The following is a 22,251-nucleotide window of genomic DNA, read 5'->3' as shown; positions in this document are numbered from 1 at the left end:
TGAACCGTCCTCCTAGACGAGCATCACCCTGGCTAGCCGCCGGCCAGGATCTGCCCCACGTAGTTGGCCACCGCGCGCACCGCGGCGATCGTGCCGGGGTAGTCCATCCGGGTCGGACCGACCACACCCATGCCACCGAGCAGCATGTCGTTCTTGCCGTAGCCGATCGACACGACCGAGGTGCTGCGCATCTGCTCGTCCTCATTCTCTTCACCGATGCGCACGGTCACCGCACCGGGGTTGCGCGCCGCGGCGAGCAGCTTGAGCACCACGACCTGTTCCTCGAGCGCCTCCAGCACCTGGCGCAGCGATCCGGGGAAGTCGGCGACGCTGCGGGTGAGGTTGGCCGTACCGCCCAGGACCAGGCGTTCCTCGGGGTGCTCGACCAGGTGCTCGACCAGCAGCGTGCAGATCCGCACCAGCGCGTCGCGCAGTTCGCCGGGCGCCTGGTCGGGCAGCTCGGTGACCCGCGAGGCCGCGTCGGTGAGGCGACGGCCGGCCAGCGCGGCGTTGAGCATCTCGCGGATGCGGGCGACGTTCTCCTCGGTCATCACGTCGCCGAGGTCCACCGTGCGCTGGTCCACCCGTCCGGCGTCGGTGATGATCACCAGCATCAGGCGCGCCGGTGTGAGCGGCACCACTTCGAGGTGGCGCAGGGACGAGTTGGACATCGTCGGGTACTGGATGACCGCGACCTGCCGGGTCAGCTGGGCGAGCAGCCGCACCGAGCGGCGCAGCACGTCGTCCAGGTCGAGCGCCCCGTCGAGGAAGCTGATGATGGCCCGCCGTTCGGCCGAGCTGAGCGGCTTGACCTCGGACAACCGGTCGACGAAGAGCCGGTACCCCTTGTCCGTGGGGATGCGGCCGGCGCTGGTGTGGGGCTGGGTGATGTACCCCTCCTCCTCCAGGACCGCCATGTCGTTGCGCACCGTCGCGCTGGACACGCCGAGGCTGTGCCGGTCCACGAGAGCCTTGGAGCCGACCGGTTCCTGGGTCGACACGTAGTCCGCGACGATGGCGCGCAGGACCTCGAAGCGACGCTCCTCCGAGCTGGGCACGCCTCACCTCCGAACCGTACGGGCGGTATCTCACCACGAGTTTACGGAAGTGGCGGGCGGCGTGTCCCAGCTCGGTGAGCGGGCGCTCAGGAGTTGTGCGGGAAGCCCAGGTTCACCCCGCCCTGGGACGGGTCCGGCCAGCGGGACGTAACGACCTTCGTGCGGGTGAAGAAGTGGAAGCCCTCCGGCCCGTAGGCGTGGCTGTCGCCGAAGAGGGAGTCCTTCCAGCCGCCGAAGGAGTAGTACCCGACGGGCACCGGGATGGGCACGTTGAGCCCGACCATCCCGACTTCGACCTCGTTCTGGAACCGCCGCGCCGCCCGGCCGTCGTTGGTGAAGATCGCCGTCCCGTTGCCGTAGGCGTTGGCGTTCACCAGCGCGAGCGCGTCGTCGTAGCTGCCCGTCCGGACGACCGACAGCACCGGGCCGAAGATCTCGTCGGTGTAGATCGGCATGTCGGTGCGCACGTGGTCGAACAGGGTCGGGCCGAGCCAGAACCCGCCGCCGGACACGGAAACCGACCGGCCGTCCACGACCAGCGACGCCCCCGCCGAGACCCCGGCCTCCACATAGGACCGCACCCGGTCCCGGTGCGCCGCGGTGACCAGCGGGCCCATCTCCGACTCCGCCTCACGCCCGTCACCGACCGTCAGGCCGGCCATCCGGGAGGCGATCTTGGCGACCAGCTCGTCCGCGATCGGGTCCACGGCGACGACCACCGACACCGCCATGCACCGCTCCCCCGCCGACCCGAACCCGGCCGACACCGCGGCGTCGGCGGCCAGGTCGAGGTCGGCGTCGGGCAGCACGACCATGTGGTTCTTCGCCCCGCCCAGCGCCTGCACCCGCTTGCCGTGGCGGGTGCCGGTCTCGTAGACGTGCCGCGCGATCGGCGTCGAGCCGACGAACGAGATCGCCTTCACCACCGGGTGCTCCAGCAGCCCGTCGACCGCGACCTTGTCGCCGTGCAGCACGTTGAGCGCGCCGTCGGGCAGCCCGGCCTCGGCGAACAGCTCGGCGATGAACAGCGACGCCGACGGGTCCTTCTCGCTCGGCTTGAGCACGACCGTGTTTCCGCAGGCCAGCGCGTTGGGCACGAACCACAGCGGCACCATCGCCGGGAAGTTGAACGGCGAGATCACCCCGACCACGCCGAGCGGCTGGGCGATCGAGTACACGTCGACGCCGGTGGAGGCGTTCTCGCTGAACCCGCCCTTGAGCATCTGCGGCGCGCCGCAGGCGTACTCGACGTTCTCGATGGCGCGGGCGATCTCCCCCGCCGCGTCGGAGAGCACCTTGCCGTGCTCGGCGGTGATGATCGCGGCCAGCTCGTCCTTGCGGGCGGTGAGCAGCTCGCGGAACCGGAACAGCACCCGCGACCGGGCCGCGAGCGAGGTGTCCCGCCAGCCGGGGAAGGCACGCGCGGCCGCCGCGACGGCCTCGTCCACCTGCCCGCCACCGGCGAAGTCCACGCGAGCGCGTACTTCACCGGTGGCGGGGTCGAACACCTCCCCGGTCCGGTCCGCTACCCCAGCCCAGGTCTTGCCGTCGATCCAGTGGCTGATCCGCTGCGTCACTTCCGCGCCTCCTGCACGGCGGCGATCGATTCCCGGAGGATTTCGAGCGCCTCACCGGTTTCCTCGTCGGTCAACGTCATCGGGGGAGCCAGCCGGATCACGTTGCCGTGCAGCCCGCCCTTGCCGGCCAGCAGACCGCGGGCGCGGGTCTCCTCCAGCACCAGGCGCGCGGACTCCGGGCTCGGCGACCCGTCCGGCTCGACCAGCTCGACGCCGATCATCAGGCCCTTGCCGCGCACGTCGCCGACGACGTCGTAGCGCTCGGCGAGGTCGCGCAGCCCGGTCATCAGGCGCGCGCCCTGCTTCGCGGCGTTGCCCTGCAGGTCGTGGCTGAGCAGGTAGTCCAGGGTCGCCTTCGCGCCCGCGGTGGACACCGGGTTGCCGCCGAAGGTCGAGATCGAGTTGGCGGTGATCGAGTCCATCACCTCACCGCGGGCCACCACGCCGCCGATCGCCAGCCCGTTGCCCAGGCCCTTGGCGAACGTCATCGCGTCCGGGGTCACGCCGTGCGCCTGGATGCCCCAGAAGTGCTCGCCGGTGCGGCCCCAGCCGGTCTGGACCTCGTCGGAGATCAGCAGGATGCCGTATTCGTCCAGCACCTCCTTGAACGCGGCGAACAACCCGTCCGGCGGCACGTTGAACCCGCCGACGCCCTGGATCGGCTCGGCGATCAACGCGGCCACGTCCCCCGAGGTGGTGGTCTCCAGGACGTCGCGGAGGTCGTCGGTGCAGGCACGCACGTAGCCGGCGTCGGAGAGGTTCCGGAACGCGTCGCGGTAGCGGTAGCCGCCGTGCACGTAGGAGACCTTGACCGGGGACAGCGAGCTGGCCGACCAGCCGCGGTTGCCGGTGATGCCGACCGTGGCGAACGCCCGGCCGTGGTAGCTGTTGCGCATCGCGAGCACCTGGTTGGAGCGGCGGTACTGGGTCGCGAGCATCAGCGCGGTCTCGTTGGCCTCGGTGCCGGAGCTGGTGAAGAACACCTTGGCGTCCGGGATGCCGCTCAGCTGAGCGATCTGCTCGGCCAGCTCGACCTGCTTGCGGATCAGGTACAGCGTCGAGGTGTGCAGGACGCCGGAGTCGACCTGGGCGCGGATGGCGTCGGAGATCTCGGCGATGTCGTAGCCGATGGCGTTGGTGAGGATGCCGGCGAAGAAGTCCAGATAGGTGGTTCCGGAGGAATCGGTGACCCGCCTCCCCTGCGCTCGCACGATCTCCAGGGGCTCGTCGTAGTACAGGGCCAGCCAGTTCGGCAGGACCGCCCGGTGCCGGGCCAGCAGCTCCGATTCGCTCATGCCCGCCAGTCTCGGTGGCCGTCGCGCCCGGCCACCACACACAACATGTACCCAATGGCCGGATCGGCCGTACAGTCTGCTTTCTGGCGAGGAGGTGGCGCTTGTACCCGACGGTCGCGGACGTCCTGGCCCTGCCGGTGCTGCGGCACGGCCGCCCGAAGGTGGTCGCGGGCGGGCAGCGGCTGGACACCCGGGTGCGGTGGGTGCACGTCGCCGAGGTCGCCGACATCGGGCACCTGCTCAAGGGCGGGGAACTGGTCCTGACGACCGGGATCGCGCTGCCGGACGACGCCGCGCAGCTGGCGAAGTACGTGGACGGGCTCGCCGAGGCCGGGGCCGCGGGACTGGTGGTCGAGCTGGTCCGGCACTGGAGCGACGAGCTGCCCCGCGCCCTGGTCGACGCCGCCGCGCGGCACGAGCTGCCGCTGATCACCCTGTCCCGCGAGACGCGCTACGTCGCGGTCACCGAGGCGGTGAACGGGCTGATCGTGGACGCCCAGGTCGCCGAGCTGCGTGCCGCCGAGCACGTGCACCAGGTGTTCACGCAGCTCACCGTCGCCGGCGCGGAACCGGCCGAGGTGCTGCGCGAGGTCGCGCGCATGACCGAGTCGCCGGTCGTGCTGGAAACCCTGGCGCACGAGGTGCTCGCCTACGACTCCGCGGGCAGTGATCCGGCCGAGCTGCTGACCGGCTGGCCGGCCCGCTCCCGCACCGTGCACCTGGGCGAGCGCACCGGCTACCACGCCGACGCGGGCTGGCTGGTCACCGTCGTCGGCGCGCGCGGGCACGACTGGGGACGGCTGGTGATCGTGTGCGACGACCCGCCGCCGGACCGGCACGTCGTGGTCGCCGAGCGGGCGGCATCGGCGCTCGCGGTGCACCGGCTGGTTGCCCGCGAGGCGGACAGCCTGGAGCGGCAGGCGCACCGGGCGGTGCTCGCCGAGCTGATGACCTCGCCCGCCCCGTCCACCGAACTGCTGGCCCGCGCGGCCGCGCTGGGCTCGCCGTTGTCCGGGCGGCTGGTGGGCGTCGCGGTCCGGCCGCGGATGACCGCGTCGCAGCGCCAGGCGGCGTCCGCGCCGACCGTGCTGCGGGACCTCGCCGAGACGGTCTCGCTGGCCACGCGCCGGGCGAAGGTGTCCGCGCTCGTCGCGGTCGTCGACGACGTCAGCGTGCGCACGCTGCTGTCGCTGTCGCCGCAGGCCAACGTCGACGCGGTGCTGAGCCGGCTGTCCGCGGAGCTGCGGGCGCGGCCCACGTCGGTGCCGGTTGTGCTCGCCGTCGGCACCGTGGTCGAGACCGCCGCCCACGCCCGCCGCAGCCTGGTCGAGGCCGCGCACGTCGCCGCGGCGGTGCTGCGCTCGGACACCGACCGCGAGGTGCACTGCCTGCGGGACGTCCGGTTGCGCGGGCTGCTGCACCTGCTCGCCGACGACGAGCGGGTCCGCGCGTTCGCCGAGCGCGAGCTGGGCCCGCTGCTGTCCCGGGACGCGGCGTCGGGCACCCGGCTGGTCCAGGCCCTGCGGCACTACTGCGAACACGGCGGAAACAAGTCGGCGGCGGCCGCGGCGGCGCACACCTCCCGCACCGCCTACTACCAGCAGCTCGCGCGCATCGAGCAGGTCCTGGGCGTGCCGCTGGAGGACCCTGAATCGATGCTGTCGCTCTACCTCGCGCTGCTGGCCCATGATCTGTCCGACGATCACCCGAACCGGTAACACAGTTTCCCCGCGGTCCAGCCGATAGCCCCGATATGCCTCTTTCCGCCCTACTCCCCGCCGCGGCGTCGGTCCTGGCCCTGGCCGCGCCGCCGGCCCAGACGCCCGCGGCCAGCCTCATGCTCTCCCTGCAGGACGGCGCCGGCCGGGTCGTCACCGTGAGCCTGGACTGCCACCCGCCCGGCGGCAGCCACCCCCGCAAGGCCAAGGCCTGCACGACGCTGACCACTGTGGACGGTGACATCGACCGCATCCCCGGTGAGGCGACGGTGTGCCCGATGATCTACAGCCCGGTCGCCGCCACCGCCAAGGGCCACTGGCGCGGCAAGCCGGTGGTCTACACCCACACCTACGGCAACAAGTGCGCCGCGGCCGCGGAGTCCGCCGGGGTCTTCGAATTCTGAATCCGTGTTTCGCTCAGATTGACCGGCTGTCACGAGCGGCTTGCACGTCCGGGTGATGCACCGGCCCGCGCCGGGCGCAATCGACACTATGCGTTCCGACGCGGGCAACGGTGAACACTCTGACAGTGCCTCCCCCGCGCCGGGGACGAGCACGATTCCGCAATGGAACCCACCTCGCAGATCACGCGACCCGACGGCCGGGTGGATCTCAGCGACACCGCGCCGATCCGTGGTAGCCGGTTCTACAACGACGAGCTCGCTCCGGTTCCGGTGGAAAAGCGCACCTGGAGCACCTACAACTATTTCGCCCTGTGGATGGGAATGGCGCACAACATTCCCAGCTACGCGCTCGCCGCCTCGTTGATCGCGCTGGGGATGAACTGGCTCCAGGCACTGATCACGATCACCCTGGGCAACCTGATCGTGCTGATCCCGATGCTGCTCAACAGCCACGCCGGCACCAAGTACGGCATCCCTTTCCCGGTGTTCGCCCGCGCCTTCTACGGGATCCGGGGCGCGAACCTGGCGGCGCTGCCGCGGGCGTTCATCGCGTGCGGCTGGTTCGGCATCCAGACCTGGGTCGGCGGCGAGGCGATCTACATCCTGGTCGGCAAGCTGACCGGGTCCGGGTGGCGCAACGCGGCCGAGGTGGGCGGCCAGCCGTGGACGCTGTGGCTGTCGTTCGGCGTCTTCTGGGTGGTCCAGATGCTGATCATCTGGCGCGGGATGGAGGCGGTGCGGCGGTTCGAGAACTGGACCGCGCCGCTGGTGTCGGTCGGGTTCCTGATCCTGCTCGCGTACGTCCTCATCAAGGCCGGTGGCCTGGGCCCGATCCTGTCCGAGCCGGCGAAGCTGGGCTGGGGCACCGAATTCTGGACGATCTTCGCGCCGTCGCTGATGGCGATGATCGCGTTCTGGTCGACGCTGTCGCTGAACATGCCGGACTTCACCCGCTTCGGCGGCAGCCAGCGCACGCAGGCCCGCGGCCAGGTGCTCGGCCTGCCGACCACGATGACGTTCATCGCGATCGTGGCGATCCTGACCACCTCGGGCGGCCAGGTGCTCTACGGTGAGGCGATCTGGGACCCGGCGCAGCTGGCCGACCGGTTCTCCAGCCCGGCGCTGGTGGTGGTCGCGCTGATCGCGCTGGTGCTCGCCACGATCTCGGCCAACCTCGCGGCGAACGTGGTCAGCCCGTCCTACGACTTCTCCAACGCCTTCCCCAAGCGGATCACCTTCGCCGTCGGCGGGCTGATCACCGGCGTGATCGGCGTGGTGATCATGCCGTGGAAGCTCTACTCCGACCCCGACATCTACATCTTCGCCTGGCTGGGCTTCTACGGCGGTGTGCTCGGCGCGGTCGCCGGGGTGCTGGTGGCCGGCTACTGGGTGGTCAAGCGCACCAACCTGGACCTGGCCGGGCTCTACGCCGAGGGCGGCCGGTACTGGTTCCGCGCCGGCTGGAACTGGCGCGCGCTGGTCGCCACCGCCGTGGGCGGGCTGCTCGCGGTCGGCGGCGCCTACACCGCGCCCGGTTCTCAGGGCCCGTTCCCCGCCGACGGGTTGATCCCGTTCCTCAAACCCCTCTACGACTACAGCTGGGTCGCCGGTCTCGTCGGCGCCTTCGTCGTCTACCTCGCGCTGTCGTGGGCGCACCGTCAACCGAAGGAGGAAACCCGTGAGCAGTCTGGTCCGAGCCGCGTTGGTACAGCAGCGGTGGACGGGTGACAAGGACTCGATGATCGCCGGCGCCGTCGAGGCGATCGGCACGGCCGCCTCACAGGGCGCGCAGGTGGTGTGCCTGCAGGAGCTGTTCTACGGCCCGTACTTCTGCCAGGTGCAGGACGCCGACTACTACTCCTACACCGAGGGCATCCCGGACGGTCCGACGACCAAGCTGCTGCAGGAGGTCGCCGAGCGGCACGGCATCGTCATCGTCGCGCCGATGTACGAGGAGGAGCAGGCCGGCGTCTACTACAACACCGCCGCGGTGATCGACGCCGACGGCAGGTACCTGGGCAAGTACCGGAAGAACCACATCCCGCAGGTCAAGGGGTTCTGGGAGAAGTTCTACTTCCGGCCCGGCAACACCGGCTACCCGGTGTTCGACACCGCGGTCGGCCGGATCGGCGTCTACATCTGCTACGACCGGCACTTCCCGGAGGGCTGGCGCGCGCTCGGCCTGGCGGGGGCGAAGATCGTGTTCAACCCGTCGGCGACCAGCCGCGGCCTGTCGCAGTACCTGTGGCGCCTGGAGCAGCCCGCGGCGGCCGTGGCGAACGAGTACTACGTCGGCGCGATCAACCGGGTCGGCGTGGAACCGCTGGGCGACAACGACTTCTACGGTCAGACCTACTTCGTCGACCCGCGCGGCGAGCTGGTCGGCGACGCCGCCTCCGACACCGAGGACGAGGTCGTGGTGCGGGACCTGGACATGGACAAGCTGTCCGAGGTGCGCAACCTGTGGCAGTTCTACCGCGACCGCCGCCCGGACTCCTACGACCCGCTCGTGGCGCCCTGAGGGAGAACGCATGCGCACGCTGATCAAGGGCGGCACGGTGCTGTCCACCACCGGGGCGAGCCGCGCGGACGTGCTCGTCGAGGGCGAGACGATCGCCGCGGTCGCCGCGCCCGGGCTGTTCGGCACGGCCGACGAGGTGATCGACGCGACCGGGAAGTACGTGATGCCCGGCGGGATCGACGCCCACACGCACATGGAGATGCCGTTCGGCGGCACGTTCTCGCACGACACCTTCGAAACCGGGACGATCGCGGCCGCCTGGGGCGGCACCACCACGATCATCGATTTCGCGGTGCAGCCCAAGGGATCGACGCTCCAGCCGACGCTGGACAAGTGGCACGAGAAGGCCGGCGGCAACTGCGCCGTCGACTACGGCTTCCACATGATCCTGTCCGACGTCAACGACACGACGCTGAAGGAGATGCAGACCTGCATCGACGCCGGAGTGTCCAGCTTCAAGATGTTCATGGCCTACCCGGGCGTGTTCTACTCCACCGACGGCGAGATCCTGCGCGCGATGCAGCAGGCGACCGAGACCGGCGCCACGATCATGATGCACGCGGAGAACGGCATCGCGATCGACCAGCTGGTCGCGCAGGCGCTCGCCGAGGGCAAGGGCGATCCGGTGCAGCACGGGCTGACCCGGCCGCCGGAGCTGGAGGGCGAGGCGACCTCGCGGGCGATCCGGCTCGCACAGGTGACCGGTGCGCCGCTCTACATCGTGCACCTGTCGGCGTCGCAAGCGCTTGCGGCCGTCGCGGAAGCCCGCAACACCGGGCAGAACGTGTTCGCCGAGACCTGCCCCCAGTACCTCTACCTGTCCATCGAGGACCTCGCCAAGCCGGGCTTCGAGGGCGCGAAGTACGTGGCATCCCCGCCACTGCGGGAGAAGTGGCACCAGGGCGACCTGTGGCGCGGGCTGCGCACGAACGACCTGAGCGTGGTGTCGACCGACCACTGCCCGTTCTGCTTCAAGGACCAGAAGGAGCTCGGCCGGGGGGACTTCTCGAAGATCCCCAACGGGATGCCGGGGGTCGAGCACCGGATGGACCTGTTGCACCAGGGTGTGGTGGCCGGCGAGATTTCGCTGGGCCGGTGGGTCGAGGCGTGCTCGACCACCCCGGCGCGCATGTTCGGCCTGTACCCGCGCAAGGGCGTGATCGCGCCCGGCTCGGACGCCGACATCGTGGTCTACGACCCGGCGGCGAAGCAGACGCTGTCCGCCGAGACCCACCACATGAACGTGGACTACTCGGCGTACGAAGGCTTCGAGATCACCGGCAAGGTCGAGACGGTGCTCTCCCGCGGCAGGGTGATCGTGTCGCCGTCCGGGTTCTCCGGCAGCGCCGGGCACGGGAAGTTCCTGTCCCGGGACCTGTGCCAGTACCTGAACTAGGGAGCCGTCATGGACTTCGGTGTGGTGCTGCAGACGGATCCGCCCGCGCGCGAGGTGATCCGGCTGATGAAGGCCGCGGAGGACTGCGGGTTCGGCTACGGCTGGACGTTCGACTCCGTGGTGCTGTGGCAGGAGCCGTTCGTCATCTACTCGCAGATCCTGGCCGCCACCTCGGCGATGACGGTCGGCCCGATGGTGACCAGCCCGGGCACCCGGGACTGGTCGGTGCTCGCGTCGTTGTTCGCCACGCTCAACGACATGTTCGGCAACCGCACGGTGTGCGGGATCGGGCGCGGCGACTCGGCGCACCGGGTGATCGGCAAGCGTCCGTCCACATTGGCCACGGTCCGGGACGCGATGCACGCGGTCAAGGAGCTGGCCGAGGGCCGGGAGGTCGTGCTCGGCGACACCCCGGTGCGCATCCCGTGGGTGCGTGGCGGGCGGCTGGAGATGTGGATGGCCGGCTACGGGCCGAAGGCGCTGCGGCTGGCCGGTGAACAGGCCGACGGGTTCATCCTGCAGTGCGCCGACCCGGCGATCGCGGCGTGGACCATCGGCTCGGTCCGGGAGGCGGCGCGGGCGGCGGGACGGGACCCGGCCGGCATCACGATCTGCGTCGCGGCGCCCGCCTACGTCGGGGACGACCTGCCGCACCAGCGGGACCAGCTGCGGTGGTTCGGCGGGATGGTCGGCAACCACGTCGCCGACCTGGTCGCCCGCTACGGCGAATCCGGGCCGGTGCCGCACGAGCTGACCGACTACATCCGCGAGCGGCAGGGCTACGACTACGCCCACCACGGCAAGGCGGGCAACCCGTCGACCGACTTCGTCCCGGACGAGATCGTCGACCGGTTCTGCCTGACCGGGCCCGCGGGGGCGCACGTGGCGCGGTTGCAGGAACTGGCCGCGCTGGGAGTCGACCAGTTCGCCGTGTACCTGATGCACGACCAGCGCGAACAGACCCTGCACGCCTACGGCGAGGAGATCATCGGCAAGCTGGGATGACCACCCGCCGGGTGGCGGGCAACACCCGCCACCCGGCGCGTCCCGCCCGGGTGACGATGGTGGTCACACCGTCGTGACTCCAGGAGGCCCGATGACCACCAGCACCCCGTACGGCCCGCCGCCCGCGTTCGACCCCGAAGCCGCCGCCATGCTCGCCGTCATCGCCGAGGAGGTCCCGCCCACGGTCACGGCGGACATGATCCCCGCGCTGCGCGCGGCCAGGAGCGCGCGCCTGCCGTCCGACGCGGAGCTGAGCCGGGACGGGCGGCTGGAACTGGTGGACCGGCGGGTGTCGGACGAGGTGTCCGTGCTGGTCGCCCGGCCGGCGGACCTGGGAACGACGGCCCCGGGGATCTACTGGATCCACGGCGGCGGCATGGTCGTGGGCACCAACCGGGTCGGGATCGAGGAGCCGCTGGACTGGGCCCTCGAACTGGGGCTCGTCGTGGTGTCGGTGGAGTACCGGCTCGCGCCCGAGCACCCGCACCCGGTGCCGGTCGAGGACTGCTACGCCGGGCTGCGGTGGACCTCAGAGCACGCCGGGGAACTGGGCATCGACCCGGCGCGGCTGATCGTGGCCGGCGGCAGCGCGGGCGGTGGCCTGGGCGCCGCGGTCGCCTTGATGGCCCGGGACCGCGGCGGACCGCGGCTGGCGGGTCAGCTGCTGATCGCGCCCATGCTCGACGACCGCAACGAGACCCCGTCCACCCACCAGATGAAGGGGCTCGGCGTGTGGGACCGCACGTCGAACGAGACCGGCTGGACGGCCCTGCTGGGTGAGGCGCGGGGCGGCCCGGACGTCTCCCCCTACGCCGCCCCCGCGCGGGCCACGGACCTCTCCGGGCTGCCGCCGGCGTTCATCGACGTCGGCTCGGCCGAGTCGTTCCGCGACGAGGACGTCGACTACGCCCGGCGCATCTGGCTCGCCGGCGGCTCGGCGGAGCTGCACGTGTGGCCGGGCGGCTACCACGGGTTCGACGCGTTCGCGCCGCAGGCCGCACTCTCCCAGGAGGCCCGGGCCACCCGGCTCCGGTGGCTGCGCCGCATGCTCGCGGAGTGACACCATGGTCGCGTGAGAGAGCTGGCAGGGCGGCTGGCCGCACTCGACCCGGAGGCGGGCGCCGCGGTCAAGGTGATCGCCTACTTCGACCGCCTCGTGGACGGGCACGCCGGGCTGGAGGCGCTGGTCCGCGGGGCGGCGACACTCGCGTCCTGCCCCGCCCGCCTGGACGTGCCCGGGCACCGCGTGCGGGTGACCGCGGACGGACGGCGGTCGGCCCCCGGCGGTGAGATCGACCCGGAGTGGCCCGGCGTGGGCGGGGTGTGGCTGGAACGACCGGGCCAGGCCTCCGCGGTGGACGCGATGATCCTGGAACGCGCCGCCGCCGCGGTCCGCCTCGTGCTGGACCGGAACCGCGTGCCCGAGCCGGTCGAGATCGTGCTGGACGAGACGGCCTCGCCGGAGGCGCGGCGGAAGGCGGCGCGGCGGCTGGGCCTGTCGTCGACCGCGCGCGCCGTCGCCTACGCCGACGGGACCACGGGCGTGGTGATCACCGCGCCCGCCGGTGCCCGCGCGGGCATCGGTCCCCTGGTGCCGGTGCTGGACCTGCCCGCGTCGCTGGCCGCGGCCCGGACGGCGTTGCGGTTCACCGCCGAGGGCACCCCGGAGGACCCCGGCCCGCGCGTGGTGCGGTTCGACGAACTGGGCGGGCTGGCGGTGCTCGCCGAGGCCGTCGGACCGGGCAGCGAACCGGTGCCGGACGTGCGCGCGCTGGAACGCGCAGCCGCGTGCGCGCCGTGGATGCTCGCCACGCTCGACGCCGTCGCCACCAGCGCGAGCCTGCGCGCGGCCGCTGCCGCGCTCACCGTGCACCACTCGACGCTGCAGGACCGGCTGGCTCACGCGAAGACCGTGCTGGGCTGGTCGGTGCACGAGCCGTGCGGGCGCCTGCGGTTGCAGCTCGCGCTGGCGCTGCGGCGGCTGCACCGTCAGACGACCGCCTGATACACCAGCTGCCGCAGGTACTGCCGGATCGGGTGGGTGTTCGACGGCAGCAGCTGCGTGAAGAACAGCGCCGTGATCTCCTCGGCCGGATCGACCCAGAACGCCGTGCTCGCCGCGCCGCCCCACGCGTATTCGCCCTTGCTGGACAGGGTTTTCGCCTTCACCGGGTCCGCCAGGACGGAGAACCCGAGCCCGAACCCGAAACCGTCGAACGGCATTTCGGCGAACAGCGGCCGGCCGTAGGCCTCCAGGTCCACGCCGCCGGGCAGGTGGTTGCTCGCCATGAGGCCGACCGTGCGCGGGCCGAGCAGCCGGACGCCGTCGAGTTCGCCGCGGCCCAGCAGGAACTGGGTGAACCGGTGGTAGTCGGCCGCGGTGGACACCAGCCCGCCACCGCCGGACAGGCAGGCGGGTTTCGCCAGGCCGCTCCGGCCGAAGGCGTCGTTGCGGACCGCCTTGCGCGTGCTGGGATCCGGCACGTACAGCGCGGCGAACTTCTCGGTGGAGTCGGTGGCGAAGCCGGTGCTGCCCATGCCCAGCGGCTCGAACACCCGCCGCGCGAAGAACTCGTCGAGCGGTTGCCCGGACACCACTTCGATCAACCGGCCGAGAACGTCGGTGGCCACGGAGTAGTTCCACTCCGCGCCCGGCTGGAAGGCCAGCGGCAGCTCGGCCCACCGCCGCGTGCACTCGGCGAGGTCGGCGCCGGGCGGGGTACCCCACTCGAAGCCGTGCGCGCGGTAGATCGCGTCGACCGGATGCGCGTGGTGGAAGCCGTAGGTGAGCCCGGCGGTGTGGGTGAGCAGGTGCCACACGCGGATCGGCTCGGTGGCCGGTTCGGTGACCGGTTTGAGCGCCGAGCCCTTGACGTACACGCGCGGCTCGGCGAACTCCGGCAGCCACCGCGCGATCGGGTCGGTGAGCTCGAAGGCGCCCTCCTCGTACAGGATCATCGCGGCGACGGAGGTGACCGGCTTGGTCATCGAGAAGATGCGCCAGCGCGTGTCCACCTCCACCGGAAGGCCCGCTTCGACGTCCCGGTGCCCGCGCCGCGCGACGTAGGCGATCTTGCCGCGCCTGCTGACCACGGCGAGCCATCCGGGCAGCAGCCCGTCGTCGACGTACCGGGCGAAGTGCGCCTCGATCCGGTCCAGCCGCCGCGGGTCGAACCCCACCTCGGCGGGGTCGGTGTCCACCTTCAGCTCCATCGCCATGATCTCGTTCTACTCCAGCCGGGCTTGACAGACCAGATCCACGGCTGACATCGTTTAGTTATGCGCATAACTGGCCAGGGCCGGCCACGCCGGGTCTCGCAGGCGGACATCGCGCGCCGCGCCGGGGTCACCCAGGCGGCGGTATCGCTGATCCTGCGCGACAAGGCGACGACGATCCCGGAGGAGACCCGGCGGCGGGTGCTCGACATCGCCCGGGAGATGGGCTACCGCGCCGATCCGCTCGCGCGTCGCCTGGCGAAGGGGCGCAGCCAGCTGCTCGGGATCTTCACCTACGAGCGTGTGTTCGGCACCGCGCAACGCAGCCTCTACCACCCGTTCCTGCTGGGCATCGAGGAAGCCGCCGAGGAGTCCGGGAACGACCTGCTGCTGTTCACCAGCGCCGCGATGTCCGGGCCGGTGCGCAGCATCTACGCCGGCGGTGAGAACAAGCTGCGCCTGGTGGACGGCGCCGTGCTGCTCGGGCGGGACGAGATCCCCGCCGACCTGGAGCAGCTGGTCGCCGAGCAGTACCCGTTCGTCTTCATCGGGCGGCGGTTCCTCGACGACGGGCGCGAGGTGCCCAACGTGTCGCCGGACTACCGGGGCGCGGGGCGCGTGCTGGCCGGCCGGATCGCCGCGCTCGGCCACCGCGAGGTCCGGTACGTGGGCGCCAATTCCGGTCTGCCCGCCACCGCCGACCGGCTCGCCGGGCTGCGCGACAGCGATCTCGTGGTGTCGTCGTCCTTCCCCAAGCTCGACGAGATCTCCCCCGCGTTCGTGCGGGAACTGCGCGAGAGCGGGGTCACCGCCGTCGTCGCCGAGAACACCGGCTACGCCGAGGCGGTGCGCAACGTGGCCCCCGGCCTGCCGATCGCCGTGGCCGGGATCTCCGAGGAGAGCGCGGACGAGCACTGGTCCGGCTACGGCATTCCCGGCCGCCTGGTCGGCCGCCGCGCGCTGGAGCAGCTGCTGGCCGCGGTGGCGGGCGGCGGCGACGCGATCAGCACCGTCGAGTGCCCCCAGCACGAGGGGACCACGCTCACCCGCGCCTGAGACTGACGACCCCAACGGAGAGGTTGCATGAGAAAGCGATGGGGGCGCCTGTTCGCCGTCTCCGCGGTCGCGCTGACCGCGGCCTGCGGGATCGGCGACCGCGCCGGCGCCGACACGGTCACCATGACCGTCTGGACGTCCAACCAGGAACAGCTGGGCCTGCTCAACCGGCTCGCCGGGGAATTCTCGGCCCAGCACGGCGGCACGCCGGTGCGGATCCAGACCGTGCCGCAGGCCGATTACACGACGAAGGTGTCCGTCCGGCTCGCCGGTGGTGACCCACCGGACCTCGGCTGGCTCGGCGCGCCGGACGCGGTCGGCATGGCCGCCACCGAGGTGCTCGCCGACGTCGGGCCCGCCCTGCGCGCGGACCCCGCGTACCGGCTGGGCGACTTCGTGCCGAGCGCCTTCACGAACTGGCAGGACGGGGACGCCGTGTACGGGGTGCCGTTCTCGACCAGTCCGTTCTTCGTCGTCTACAACCGGGACTTCTTCGCCCGGGCCGGTCTGCCGGATCCCGCGGAGCTGGCCGCGCGCGGCGAGTGGACGTGGGACCGGCTGGCCGGTCTCGCGCGCGAGTTGCAGTCGACGTTGCCGAGCGGGAGCTATGTGTTCCAGAGCAACGAAGGCAGCCTGTACGGGCCGCTGCCGGTGTCGTGGCCGACGCTGGACCCGCTGCTGCGGGCCTACGGCGCGCGCTTCGCTTCCGGGGATGAGTGCACAATGGACTCATCGGAAGCCGCGCGGGCAATCGGAACTTTGCACCGCATGGCGTTCGCCGACGGCACCGCGGTGCCGCCCGGTGCGCAGGCGGACTTCTACGCCGGCAACGCGGCGCTGACGATCACCCAGCTCTCCCGGTTGTCGCAGCTGAAGGGCGCGAAGTTCCAGTACGGTTTCGCGCCGCTGCCCGCCGGCCCCGGCGGGCAGCCGCAGGTGACCGGGCAGGCCGGGCTCGTGGTGTTCCAGCAGGCGCCGCACCGCGACCTGGCGATCGAGTTCCTGAAGTTCCTCACCAGCGAACGCTCGATGCGCGAGCTGGCCCGGTTCTTCCCGCCCCCGCGCCAGTCCGTGCTCGCCGACGCCACGCAGGTGTACGCCGGGACCGCGCTGCCGCCGGACGCGGTCGCGAACATCCTGGTGCCGGGCATCACCGAGGGGCAGGCGTTCCAGTACCCGCGCACCTGGCCGGAGATCAAGACCGCGGCGCAGCCGGTGTTCGACGAGCTGTGGTCGCCCGGTGCGAACGTGCCGGAGGCACTGTCCGAACTGTGCGGCGAAGTCGGCCCGTTGCTGCGCGAGAAGAGTTAGGGGGACGTCGTGGTCGCACGGCGCCGCGTCCGCGAGACGCTGACCGGTTACCTGCTCATCACCCCGCAGATGATCGGGTTCATCCTGTTCGTGCTGGTTCCGCTGGTGTCCATCGTGGCCCTGTCGTTCAGCCACACGGACCTGCGTGCCGGCGTGTCGAAGCCCGCGGGGTGGGCGAACTACCGCGAGCTGTTCACCGAGGACGCCACGTTCTGGCATTCGCTGGCGGTCACCGGGGTGTTCGCGCTCGGGCTCGTGGTGATCAACGTCGGGTTGTCGCTCGGGCTCGCGCTCGTGCTCTACCGGCGCCCGCCGGGGGCCGAGGTGTTCCTCACGCTCGCCTTCCTGTCCGTGATCACCTCGCAGGCGGCGTGGGCGCTGGTGTGGCGGTTCCTGTTGCAGGGCAAGGGTGGCGGGGTCAACGAGTTCCTGTCGGTGTTCGGGATCACCGGGCCCAACTGGCTGTTCGAGGCCCAGCCGTCGCTGGCGGCGGTGACCGTGGTGGCGGCGTTGAAGACGGTCGGGCTCAAGGCGGTGATCTTCCTCGCCGCGCTGCGCAACATGCCGTCGGAGACCCTGGAGGCCGCGCGGCTGGACGGCGCCAGCGAGTGGCGGGTGACCCGGCACATCGTGCTGCCGCTGATCGCGCCGACGACGCTGGTGGTCGTGCTGATCACGTTCATCGGGTCGTTCCAGGTGTTCGACTACATCCAGCTGATGACGCACGGCGGGCCGGCGCACGCGACGTCGGTGCTCGCCTACTACCTGTACGAGCAGGCGTTCCAGCTGTTCCGGACCGGGTACGCGAGCGCGATCGCCGTCGTCCTCTTCGGACTGACGCTGCTCCTGGTGGCGGCGCAGTGGTGGGCGCGGAGGAAGTGGGTGCACAGTGAGTAGGACCGTCAGCCGCGTGCTCCGGTACGCGTTTCTCGTGGTGTTGTCGGTGCCGCTGGTGTTCCCGTTCCTGTGGATGATCGCCAGCGCGCTGAAGCTGCCCGGCGACGTGCTCGCGTCCCCGCCGCAGCTCATCCCCCGCGACGTCACGCTGGACAACATCCGGGACGTCTTCGCGTTCCAGCCGTTCACGCGGCAGATCTACAACAGCCTCTACATCGCGGTGCTGGTCGCGCTGTTCACGTGCGCCCTGTCGCTGCTGTCCGGCTACGCGTTCGCGCGGCTGCGCTTCCCCGGGCGCAACGTGATCTTCTTCCTGTTCCTGAGCGCGCTGATGCTGCCGGTCGAGGTCACGCTGATCCCGAACTTCACGCTGATGAAGGACCTCGGGCTGGCCGACACGCACGTGCCGCTGCTGGCGCTGCCGGTGTTCGGCGCGACCGGGGTCACCGGGATCTTCCTGATGCGCCAGTTCATCCAGTCGATCCCGGTCGAGCTGGAGGAGGCGGCGATGATCGACGGCATGGGCCGGGTGCGGATCCTCCTGAGCCTGATCCTGCCGCTGACCCGCCCGATGCTCGGCACGATCGGCATCATCGCGTTCCTGTACAGCTGGAACTCGTTCCTGGAGCCGCTGGTGTTCGTCAACCGCAGCGAGCTGTACACGGTGCCGCTCGCGCTGACCGCGCTCACCGACACCAGCGGCAACCCGTTGTGGGGTCCGCAGATGGCGGCCACGGCGATTTCGACCGTGCCGCTGGTGATCGCCTACCTGGTGGCGCGGCGGCAGATCACCGAGAGCCTCGCCCAGACGGGCGTGAAGTGAGAGGGAGGGCGATGGGTTCCGACTGCGAGGTGCTGGTGGTCGGTGGCGGTTGCGGCGGGGTGGCCGCGGCGCTGTCCGCGGCGATGCTCGGCCGCCGGGTGGTGCTGACCGAGACGACCGGGCGGCTCGGCGGTCAGCTGACCGCGCAGGCCGTGCCGCCGGACGAGAACGCGTGGGTCGAGACGTTCGGCAGCACCCAGTCGTACCGGCTGATGCGGTCCCGGGTGCGTGACCGGTACCGCGCGGACCCCCGGCTGAGCGCGGAGGCGCGGGCGGTGCGCGAGCTGAACCCGGGCGAGGGCTGGGTGAGCGTGTTGTGCGCCGAGCCGGTGGTCGTCGGCGAGGTGCTCGACGAGCTGCTGGCACCGCTGGTGCGGGCGGGCAACCTGGAGATCCGGTACCACCACACGCCGGTCGGCGCGGCGACGACGGGCGACCGGGTGGACGCGGTGGAGTTCGCGTCGCCGGAGGGTGCGGTGTCGGTGAGCGCGTCGTACGTGATCGACGCGACCGAAGAGGGCGATGTCCTGCCGCTGGCGGGGTGCGAGCACGTGCTCGGCTCGGAGAGCGCGGACGAGACGGGTGAGCCGCACGCGCTGGACGGGCCGGCCGATCCGTTGGACCAGCAGGCGCTGACGTGGTGCGCGGCGCTGGAGTGGGACCCGGACGGCTCGCACGTCGTGCCGCGGCCCGCCGACTACGACTTCTGGCGGAGTTACCGGGCGCCGTTCTGGCCGGGACCGCAGCTGGGCTGGACGACGCAGGAACCGGAGACGGGCGAGCCGCTGAGCCGGCCGTTGTTCGGCGAGGGGCAGGACCTGTGGCGGTTCCGGCGGATCCGGAGTGGACGGTTGTGGGACCCGCCGCGGCCCGATGTGACGCTGGTGAACTGGCCGCAGATCGATTACTGGCTGGCGCCGGTGACCGGGGTGGCGCCGGAGGAGCGTGCCACGCGGCTGGCGCAGGCGCGGTCGCTGACGTTGTCCTTCGTGCACTGGTTGCAGACCGAGGCGGGGTATCCGGGCCTGCGGCTGGCCGGGGAGCCGCTGGGCACGCCGGATGGGCTGGCGCTGGCGCCGTACGTGCGGGAGAGCCGCCGGATCCGGGCCGAGTTCACGGTGCTGGAGCAGCACGTCGGGGTGGCGGCGCGCGCGGGGATCGGGCAGGCCGAGCAGTTCGCCGACAGCATCGGGGTGGGCTGCTACCGGATCGACCTGCACCCGAGCACCGGCGGCCGGGGGTACCTGGACATCGCCTGCCACCCGTTCCAGATCCCGCTCGGCGCGCTGTTGCCGGTGCGGCTGGAGAACCTGCTGGCCGGTGGCAAGTGTCTCGGGGTGACCCACGTGACCAACGGCTGCTACCGGCTGCACCCGGTGGAGTGGAACACCGGCGAGGCGGCGGGAGCACTGGCGGCGTTCGCGCTGGAGCGAGGTGTCCCCGCTCGGGCGGTGCGTGCGAAGCCCGGTCTGCTGGCGGATTTCCAGGCGCGGCTGGGGAAGCTCGGCGTGCCCCTGGAGTGGCCGGAAGCGGTGCGCGGCGTGGTGCGGTAGGGGTGCGGTAGGGGTGCGGAAAATCTGTCTTTCGGTAGATGTGCGGCGGGTTTTCGCGCTCCTAGACTGATCAGCAGACCGCAACCACAATGGACAGAAGGCACACCATGGGGAACCTCCGTTGGCTCCAACCGCCCACTCAGTGGACCGGCGACACCACGAAAACCCGCCCGGCACCGCACCGACCACCCGCCAGGGCGAGCGCCCGCCGGCCAGGGAACCCGGCGGGCGATCTCCTCCAGCGGGGCGCCGCCGACGTCGCGACCGACGGCATGCAGAAACCCCTGACGCAGGGCGCATTCGCACGCGACCATCGCCCCCGGCCACCGCCTGCACCGACGACTTCCCCGCCCACGGACAGGTGTCCACCGAGTGCGGCGAACGATCACGGTGCCGCTGCTCAGTCCCAGGTGACCGGGAGCCGGCGCACGCCGTAGATGGTCTCGTCGTGCCGCAACGGCACCTCCTCCGGCGGGACGGCCAGGCGCAGCGTCGGGAAGCGGGTGACCAGCGCCGGGATCGCGACCCGCATCTCGACACGCGCGAGCTGCTGTCCCAGGCACTGGTGGATGCCGTGGCCGAACGCGAGGTGCCCGGCGGCGTGGCGGCGCAGGTCGAGGGTGTCGGGATCGGGGAACCGCTCCGGGTCGCGGTTGGCGGCGTGCGCGGCGATGGTCACGGACTCGCCCGCCTTGATCACCTGACCGTCCAGTTCGACGTCCTCCAGGGCCGCTCGCACTCCCGTGTGGGCGATGGTCAGGTAGCGCAGCAGCTCTTCGACCGCGCTGTCCACGAGGCCCGGATCGTCTCGGAGCGCGGCGAGCTGGGCGGGGTGGCTCAGCAGGGCGAAGGTGCCCAGCGCGATCATGTTGGCGGTGGTGTCCAGACCGGCGCCCAGCAGGAACGCGCCGATGCCGGACAGCTCCTCGTCGGTGAGATCGCTCGTGGTCAGGTCGCCGAGCACGTCGTCGGTGGACTCGGCGCGTTTGGCCCGCACCAGTTCGCGCAGGTAGTCCTGGAGTGCCGCGTGGGCGGCGTACTGCTCCTCGGGCGTGGTTTTCGGGTCCATCTGCCCGGCGACCTGACGCTGGAAGAACTCGCGGTCGGCGTAGGGCACGCCGAGCAGCTCGCAGATCATCACGGCCGGCACGGGATGCGCGTACGCCTGGACCAGGTCCACCGACGGCCCGTGCTGGGCCATGGCGTCGAGGTGCTCCGCGGCGACTTCTTCGACCCGCTCGGTGAGCTGGCGCATCCGGCGGACGGTGAACTTCCCGGCGAGCAGTTTGCGGTAGCGGGTGTGTTCGGGCGCGTCGATGCCGGTGAGGTCGCCGACGGGGGCCGGCGGCACGTCGGCGGGTATGCCCGGGAGCGGGAAGTGCATGAGCTCGTAGCGGGAGGTGAACCGGGAGTCGCCCAGTACGGTGCGGGCCTGGGCGTGCCCGGTGACCAGCCAGCCGCGGTGCCCGTCCGGGTACTCCATGCGCACGAGTGGTTGCCGTGCCCGGATTTCGCCCAGTTCCGCCGGCGGATCGAAGGGGCAGCCCGCCGGACGTGCGGTGGGCATCGAGGTGAGTTCGTCCTGTCGCATGGCCAGAGCCTGCGGGCGAGCGGTTTCACCACGACTTCAAAACGGTTTCGGCGACGCCGCTCACATCCCGTCAGACGGGCGCCCCCACGCCACGGACGAGGCGAGGCCGGGCGGCCTCCGGCGCCGCAACCAGGGCTGCTCGCCGGCCGTCTCGCGCGATGGCCGCCGCAGTAGCGGGTGCACGCCCGGGGGCAACCAGCCAGACGACCCGTCGAACCGCCCGCCGCCCGCCTCGCGCGGTCGGCGCCGGAGTAACGGGTGCACGCCCCAGATGAACCAGTCGGGCAGCCCGAAACCGACACGCCACTCGCCAACCCTCGCGGGGCCGCCGCAGTAGCGGCTGCACGCCCGAGGCAACCAGCCAGATGACCCCAAACCCGCACGCCACTCGCCGGCCGTGCCGCGTGGTGGTCGCCGCGGTAGCGGCTGCACACCCCAGATGAACCAAGGCAGCCGTCAACCCGCGCTTCACTCGCCGCTCCTCTCGCGCGATGGCCGTCGCAGTAGGAAGTGCACGCCCGAGACGGATCAGCCAGGCGACCCTGAACCCGCACGCCAGTCGCCGACCGCCTCCGCCCTCCCGCGATGGCCGCCGCAGTAGCGGGTGCGCGCCCCAGATGACCCCCGCGCCGCCGCCCGGGCCGGCCGCCTGTGAACCAGCGGCGACCGGCCACCCCCGGGCAGGACCGGCACCCCCGAGCAGAGCCAGCCACCCTGGGCAGAGCCAGCCACCCTGGGCAGAGCCAGCCACCCTGGGCAGAACCGGCACCCCCCGAGCAGAACCAGCCACCCCGCGCCAGTCTCTTATCGACATCACCGAGCCCACGAGA

At 71.5% G+C, this 22,251-nt stretch carries 18 protein-coding genes; 13 read left to right on the top strand and 5 right to left on the bottom strand.

Going from position 1 to position 22,251, the window contains the following annotated elements:
- Positions 1-32: 32 nt before the first annotated feature.
- The 3 genes from hrcA to D0D15_RS19395 all read right to left on the bottom strand — a co-directional run bounded on the left by hrcA (position 33) and on the right by D0D15_RS19395 (position 3,930).
- On the bottom strand, positions 33-1,058 hold the full coding sequence (hrcA, locus tag D0D15_RS19405; RefSeq protein ID WP_094008859.1) for a heat-inducible transcriptional repressor HrcA: 1,026 nt from the start codon (positions 1,056-1,058) through the stop codon (positions 33-35).
- 86 nt (positions 1,059-1,144) lie between these two features.
- Positions 1,145-2,635, bottom strand: coding sequence for a CoA-acylating methylmalonate-semialdehyde dehydrogenase (locus D0D15_RS19400; RefSeq protein WP_094008858.1), 1,491 nt, complete (start codon positions 2,633-2,635; stop codon positions 1,145-1,147).
- Positions 2,632-3,930, bottom strand: coding sequence for an aspartate aminotransferase family protein (locus D0D15_RS19395; protein WP_094008857.1), 1,299 nt, complete (start codon positions 3,928-3,930; stop codon positions 2,632-2,634). Before D0D15_RS19395 ends, D0D15_RS19400 begins: the two co-directional genes overlap by 4 nt.
- Positions 3,931-4,031: 101 nt before the next feature.
- On the opposite strand from D0D15_RS19395, the gene D0D15_RS19390 reads away from it, so the two are divergent.
- The 8 genes from D0D15_RS19390 (at position 4,032) to D0D15_RS19355 (ending at position 12,979) form a co-directional block, all read left to right on the top strand.
- Positions 4,032-5,648: a PucR family transcriptional regulator gene (locus D0D15_RS19390; RefSeq protein WP_115944630.1), complete on the top strand. Its 1,617-nt coding sequence runs from the start codon at positions 4,032-4,034 to the stop codon at positions 5,646-5,648.
- Positions 5,649-5,683: 35 nt separating this feature from the next.
- Positions 5,684-6,052, top strand: coding sequence for an SSI family serine proteinase inhibitor (locus D0D15_RS19385; protein ID WP_094008855.1), 369 nt, complete (start codon positions 5,684-5,686; stop codon positions 6,050-6,052).
- A gap of 162 nt (positions 6,053-6,214) precedes the next feature.
- Positions 6,215-7,780 carry an NCS1 family nucleobase:cation symporter-1 gene (locus tag D0D15_RS19380; protein WP_094008854.1) on the top strand — a complete coding sequence of 522 codons (1,566 nt, stop codon included), beginning with the start codon at positions 6,215-6,217 and terminating at the stop codon, positions 7,778-7,780.
- The gene (locus D0D15_RS19375) at positions 7,731-8,573 is read left to right on the top strand and encodes a nitrilase-related carbon-nitrogen hydrolase (protein ID WP_094008853.1); all 843 of its coding nucleotides are present in this window, start codon (positions 7,731-7,733) and stop codon (positions 8,571-8,573) included. Before D0D15_RS19380 ends, D0D15_RS19375 begins: the two co-directional genes overlap by 50 nt.
- A gap of 10 nt (positions 8,574-8,583) precedes the next feature.
- A complete protein-coding gene (gene hydA, locus D0D15_RS19370; protein WP_094008852.1) occupies positions 8,584-9,969 on the top strand; it encodes a dihydropyrimidinase in 1,386 nt (461 codons plus the stop codon).
- 9 nt (positions 9,970-9,978) lie between these two features.
- Complete coding sequence (locus D0D15_RS19365; RefSeq protein WP_094008851.1) at positions 9,979-10,974, top strand: TIGR03842 family LLM class F420-dependent oxidoreductase; 996 nt, start codon at positions 9,979-9,981, stop codon at positions 10,972-10,974.
- Positions 10,975-11,065: 91 nt separating this feature from the next.
- On the top strand, positions 11,066-12,034 hold the full coding sequence (locus tag D0D15_RS19360; protein WP_094008850.1) for an alpha/beta hydrolase: 969 nt from the start codon (positions 11,066-11,068) through the stop codon (positions 12,032-12,034).
- A 12-nt stretch (positions 12,035-12,046) separates the two neighbouring features.
- Positions 12,047-12,979 carry a helix-turn-helix domain-containing protein gene (locus D0D15_RS19355; RefSeq protein ID WP_094008849.1) on the top strand — a complete coding sequence of 311 codons (933 nt, stop codon included), beginning with the start codon at positions 12,047-12,049 and terminating at the stop codon, positions 12,977-12,979.
- Here D0D15_RS19355 and D0D15_RS19350 read toward each other — a convergent pair.
- The gene (locus D0D15_RS19350; protein WP_094008848.1) at positions 12,964-14,193 is read right to left on the bottom strand and encodes a serine hydrolase domain-containing protein; all 1,230 of its coding nucleotides are present in this window, start codon (positions 14,191-14,193) and stop codon (positions 12,964-12,966) included. The two genes, D0D15_RS19355 and D0D15_RS19350, sit on opposite strands and share 16 nt — an antisense overlap.
- A 60-nt stretch (positions 14,194-14,253) precedes the next feature.
- Here D0D15_RS19350 and D0D15_RS19345 point away from each other — a divergent pair, with 60 nt between their 5' ends.
- The 5 genes from D0D15_RS19345 to D0D15_RS19325 are packed head-to-tail and all read left to right on the top strand — an operon-like array spanning position 14,254 to position 19,830.
- The gene (locus tag D0D15_RS19345) at positions 14,254-15,246 is read left to right on the top strand and encodes a LacI family DNA-binding transcriptional regulator (protein WP_115944629.1); all 993 of its coding nucleotides are present in this window, start codon (positions 14,254-14,256) and stop codon (positions 15,244-15,246) included.
- A 27-nt stretch (positions 15,247-15,273) separates the two neighbouring features.
- Positions 15,274-16,557: an ABC transporter substrate-binding protein gene (locus D0D15_RS19340; RefSeq protein ID WP_094008846.1), complete on the top strand. Its 1,284-nt coding sequence runs from the start codon at positions 15,274-15,276 to the stop codon at positions 16,555-16,557.
- 9 nt (positions 16,558-16,566) lie between these two features.
- Complete coding sequence (locus D0D15_RS19335; RefSeq protein ID WP_094008845.1) at positions 16,567-17,454, top strand: carbohydrate ABC transporter permease; 888 nt, start codon at positions 16,567-16,569, stop codon at positions 17,452-17,454.
- The gene (locus D0D15_RS19330; protein ID WP_094008844.1) at positions 17,447-18,277 is read left to right on the top strand and encodes a carbohydrate ABC transporter permease; all 831 of its coding nucleotides are present in this window, start codon (positions 17,447-17,449) and stop codon (positions 18,275-18,277) included. The genes D0D15_RS19335 and D0D15_RS19330 overlap by 8 nt, the downstream gene beginning before the upstream one ends.
- Positions 18,278-18,288: 11 nt before the next feature.
- A complete protein-coding gene (locus D0D15_RS19325; protein WP_094008843.1) occupies positions 18,289-19,830 on the top strand; it encodes an FAD-dependent oxidoreductase in 1,542 nt (513 codons plus the stop codon).
- Between the two features lie 400 nt (positions 19,831-20,230).
- Here D0D15_RS19325 and D0D15_RS19320 read toward each other — a convergent pair whose 3' ends face one another.
- Positions 20,231-21,421: a cytochrome P450 gene (locus D0D15_RS19320; protein WP_094008842.1), complete on the bottom strand. Its 1,191-nt coding sequence runs from the start codon at positions 21,419-21,421 to the stop codon at positions 20,231-20,233.
- Positions 21,422-22,251 lie beyond the last annotated feature (830 nt).

The sequence above is a fragment of the Amycolatopsis thermalba genome (assembly GCF_003385215.1).
GTDB lineage: Bacteria > Actinomycetota > Actinomycetes > Mycobacteriales > Pseudonocardiaceae > Amycolatopsis_E > Amycolatopsis_E thermalba.
The sequence above is the reverse complement of the archived record's forward strand: the minus strand, read 5'-3'. Positions and strand labels throughout refer to the sequence as shown.

Bases quoted from the DNA above. Each gene is read 5' to 3' on its own strand.
- D0D15_RS19325 (WP_094008843.1), top strand. From the start codon at position 18,289: ATGGGTTCCGACTGCGAGGTGCTGGTGGTCGGTGGCGGTTGCGGCGGG.
- D0D15_RS19360 (WP_094008850.1), top strand. From the start codon at position 11,066: ATGACCACCAGCACCCCGTACGGCCCGCCGCCCGCGTTCGACCCCGAA.
- D0D15_RS19320 (WP_094008842.1), bottom strand. From the start codon at position 21,421: ATGCGACAGGACGAACTCACCTCGATGCCCACCGCACGTCCGGCGGGC.
- hydA (WP_094008852.1), top strand. From the start codon at position 8,584: ATGCGCACGCTGATCAAGGGCGGCACGGTGCTGTCCACCACCGGGGCG.
- D0D15_RS19385 (WP_094008855.1), top strand. From the start codon at position 5,684: ATGCCTCTTTCCGCCCTACTCCCCGCCGCGGCGTCGGTCCTGGCCCTG.
- D0D15_RS19345 (WP_115944629.1), top strand. From the start codon at position 14,254: ATGCGCATAACTGGCCAGGGCCGGCCACGCCGGGTCTCGCAGGCGGAC.
- D0D15_RS19365 (WP_094008851.1), top strand. From the start codon at position 9,979: ATGGACTTCGGTGTGGTGCTGCAGACGGATCCGCCCGCGCGCGAGGTG.
- D0D15_RS19340 (WP_094008846.1), top strand. From the start codon at position 15,274: ATGAGAAAGCGATGGGGGCGCCTGTTCGCCGTCTCCGCGGTCGCGCTG.
- D0D15_RS19350 (WP_094008848.1), bottom strand. From the start codon at position 14,193: ATGGCGATGGAGCTGAAGGTGGACACCGACCCCGCCGAGGTGGGGTTC.
- D0D15_RS19395 (WP_094008857.1), bottom strand. From the start codon at position 3,930: ATGAGCGAATCGGAGCTGCTGGCCCGGCACCGGGCGGTCCTGCCGAAC.
- D0D15_RS19380 (WP_094008854.1), top strand. From the start codon at position 6,215: ATGGAACCCACCTCGCAGATCACGCGACCCGACGGCCGGGTGGATCTC.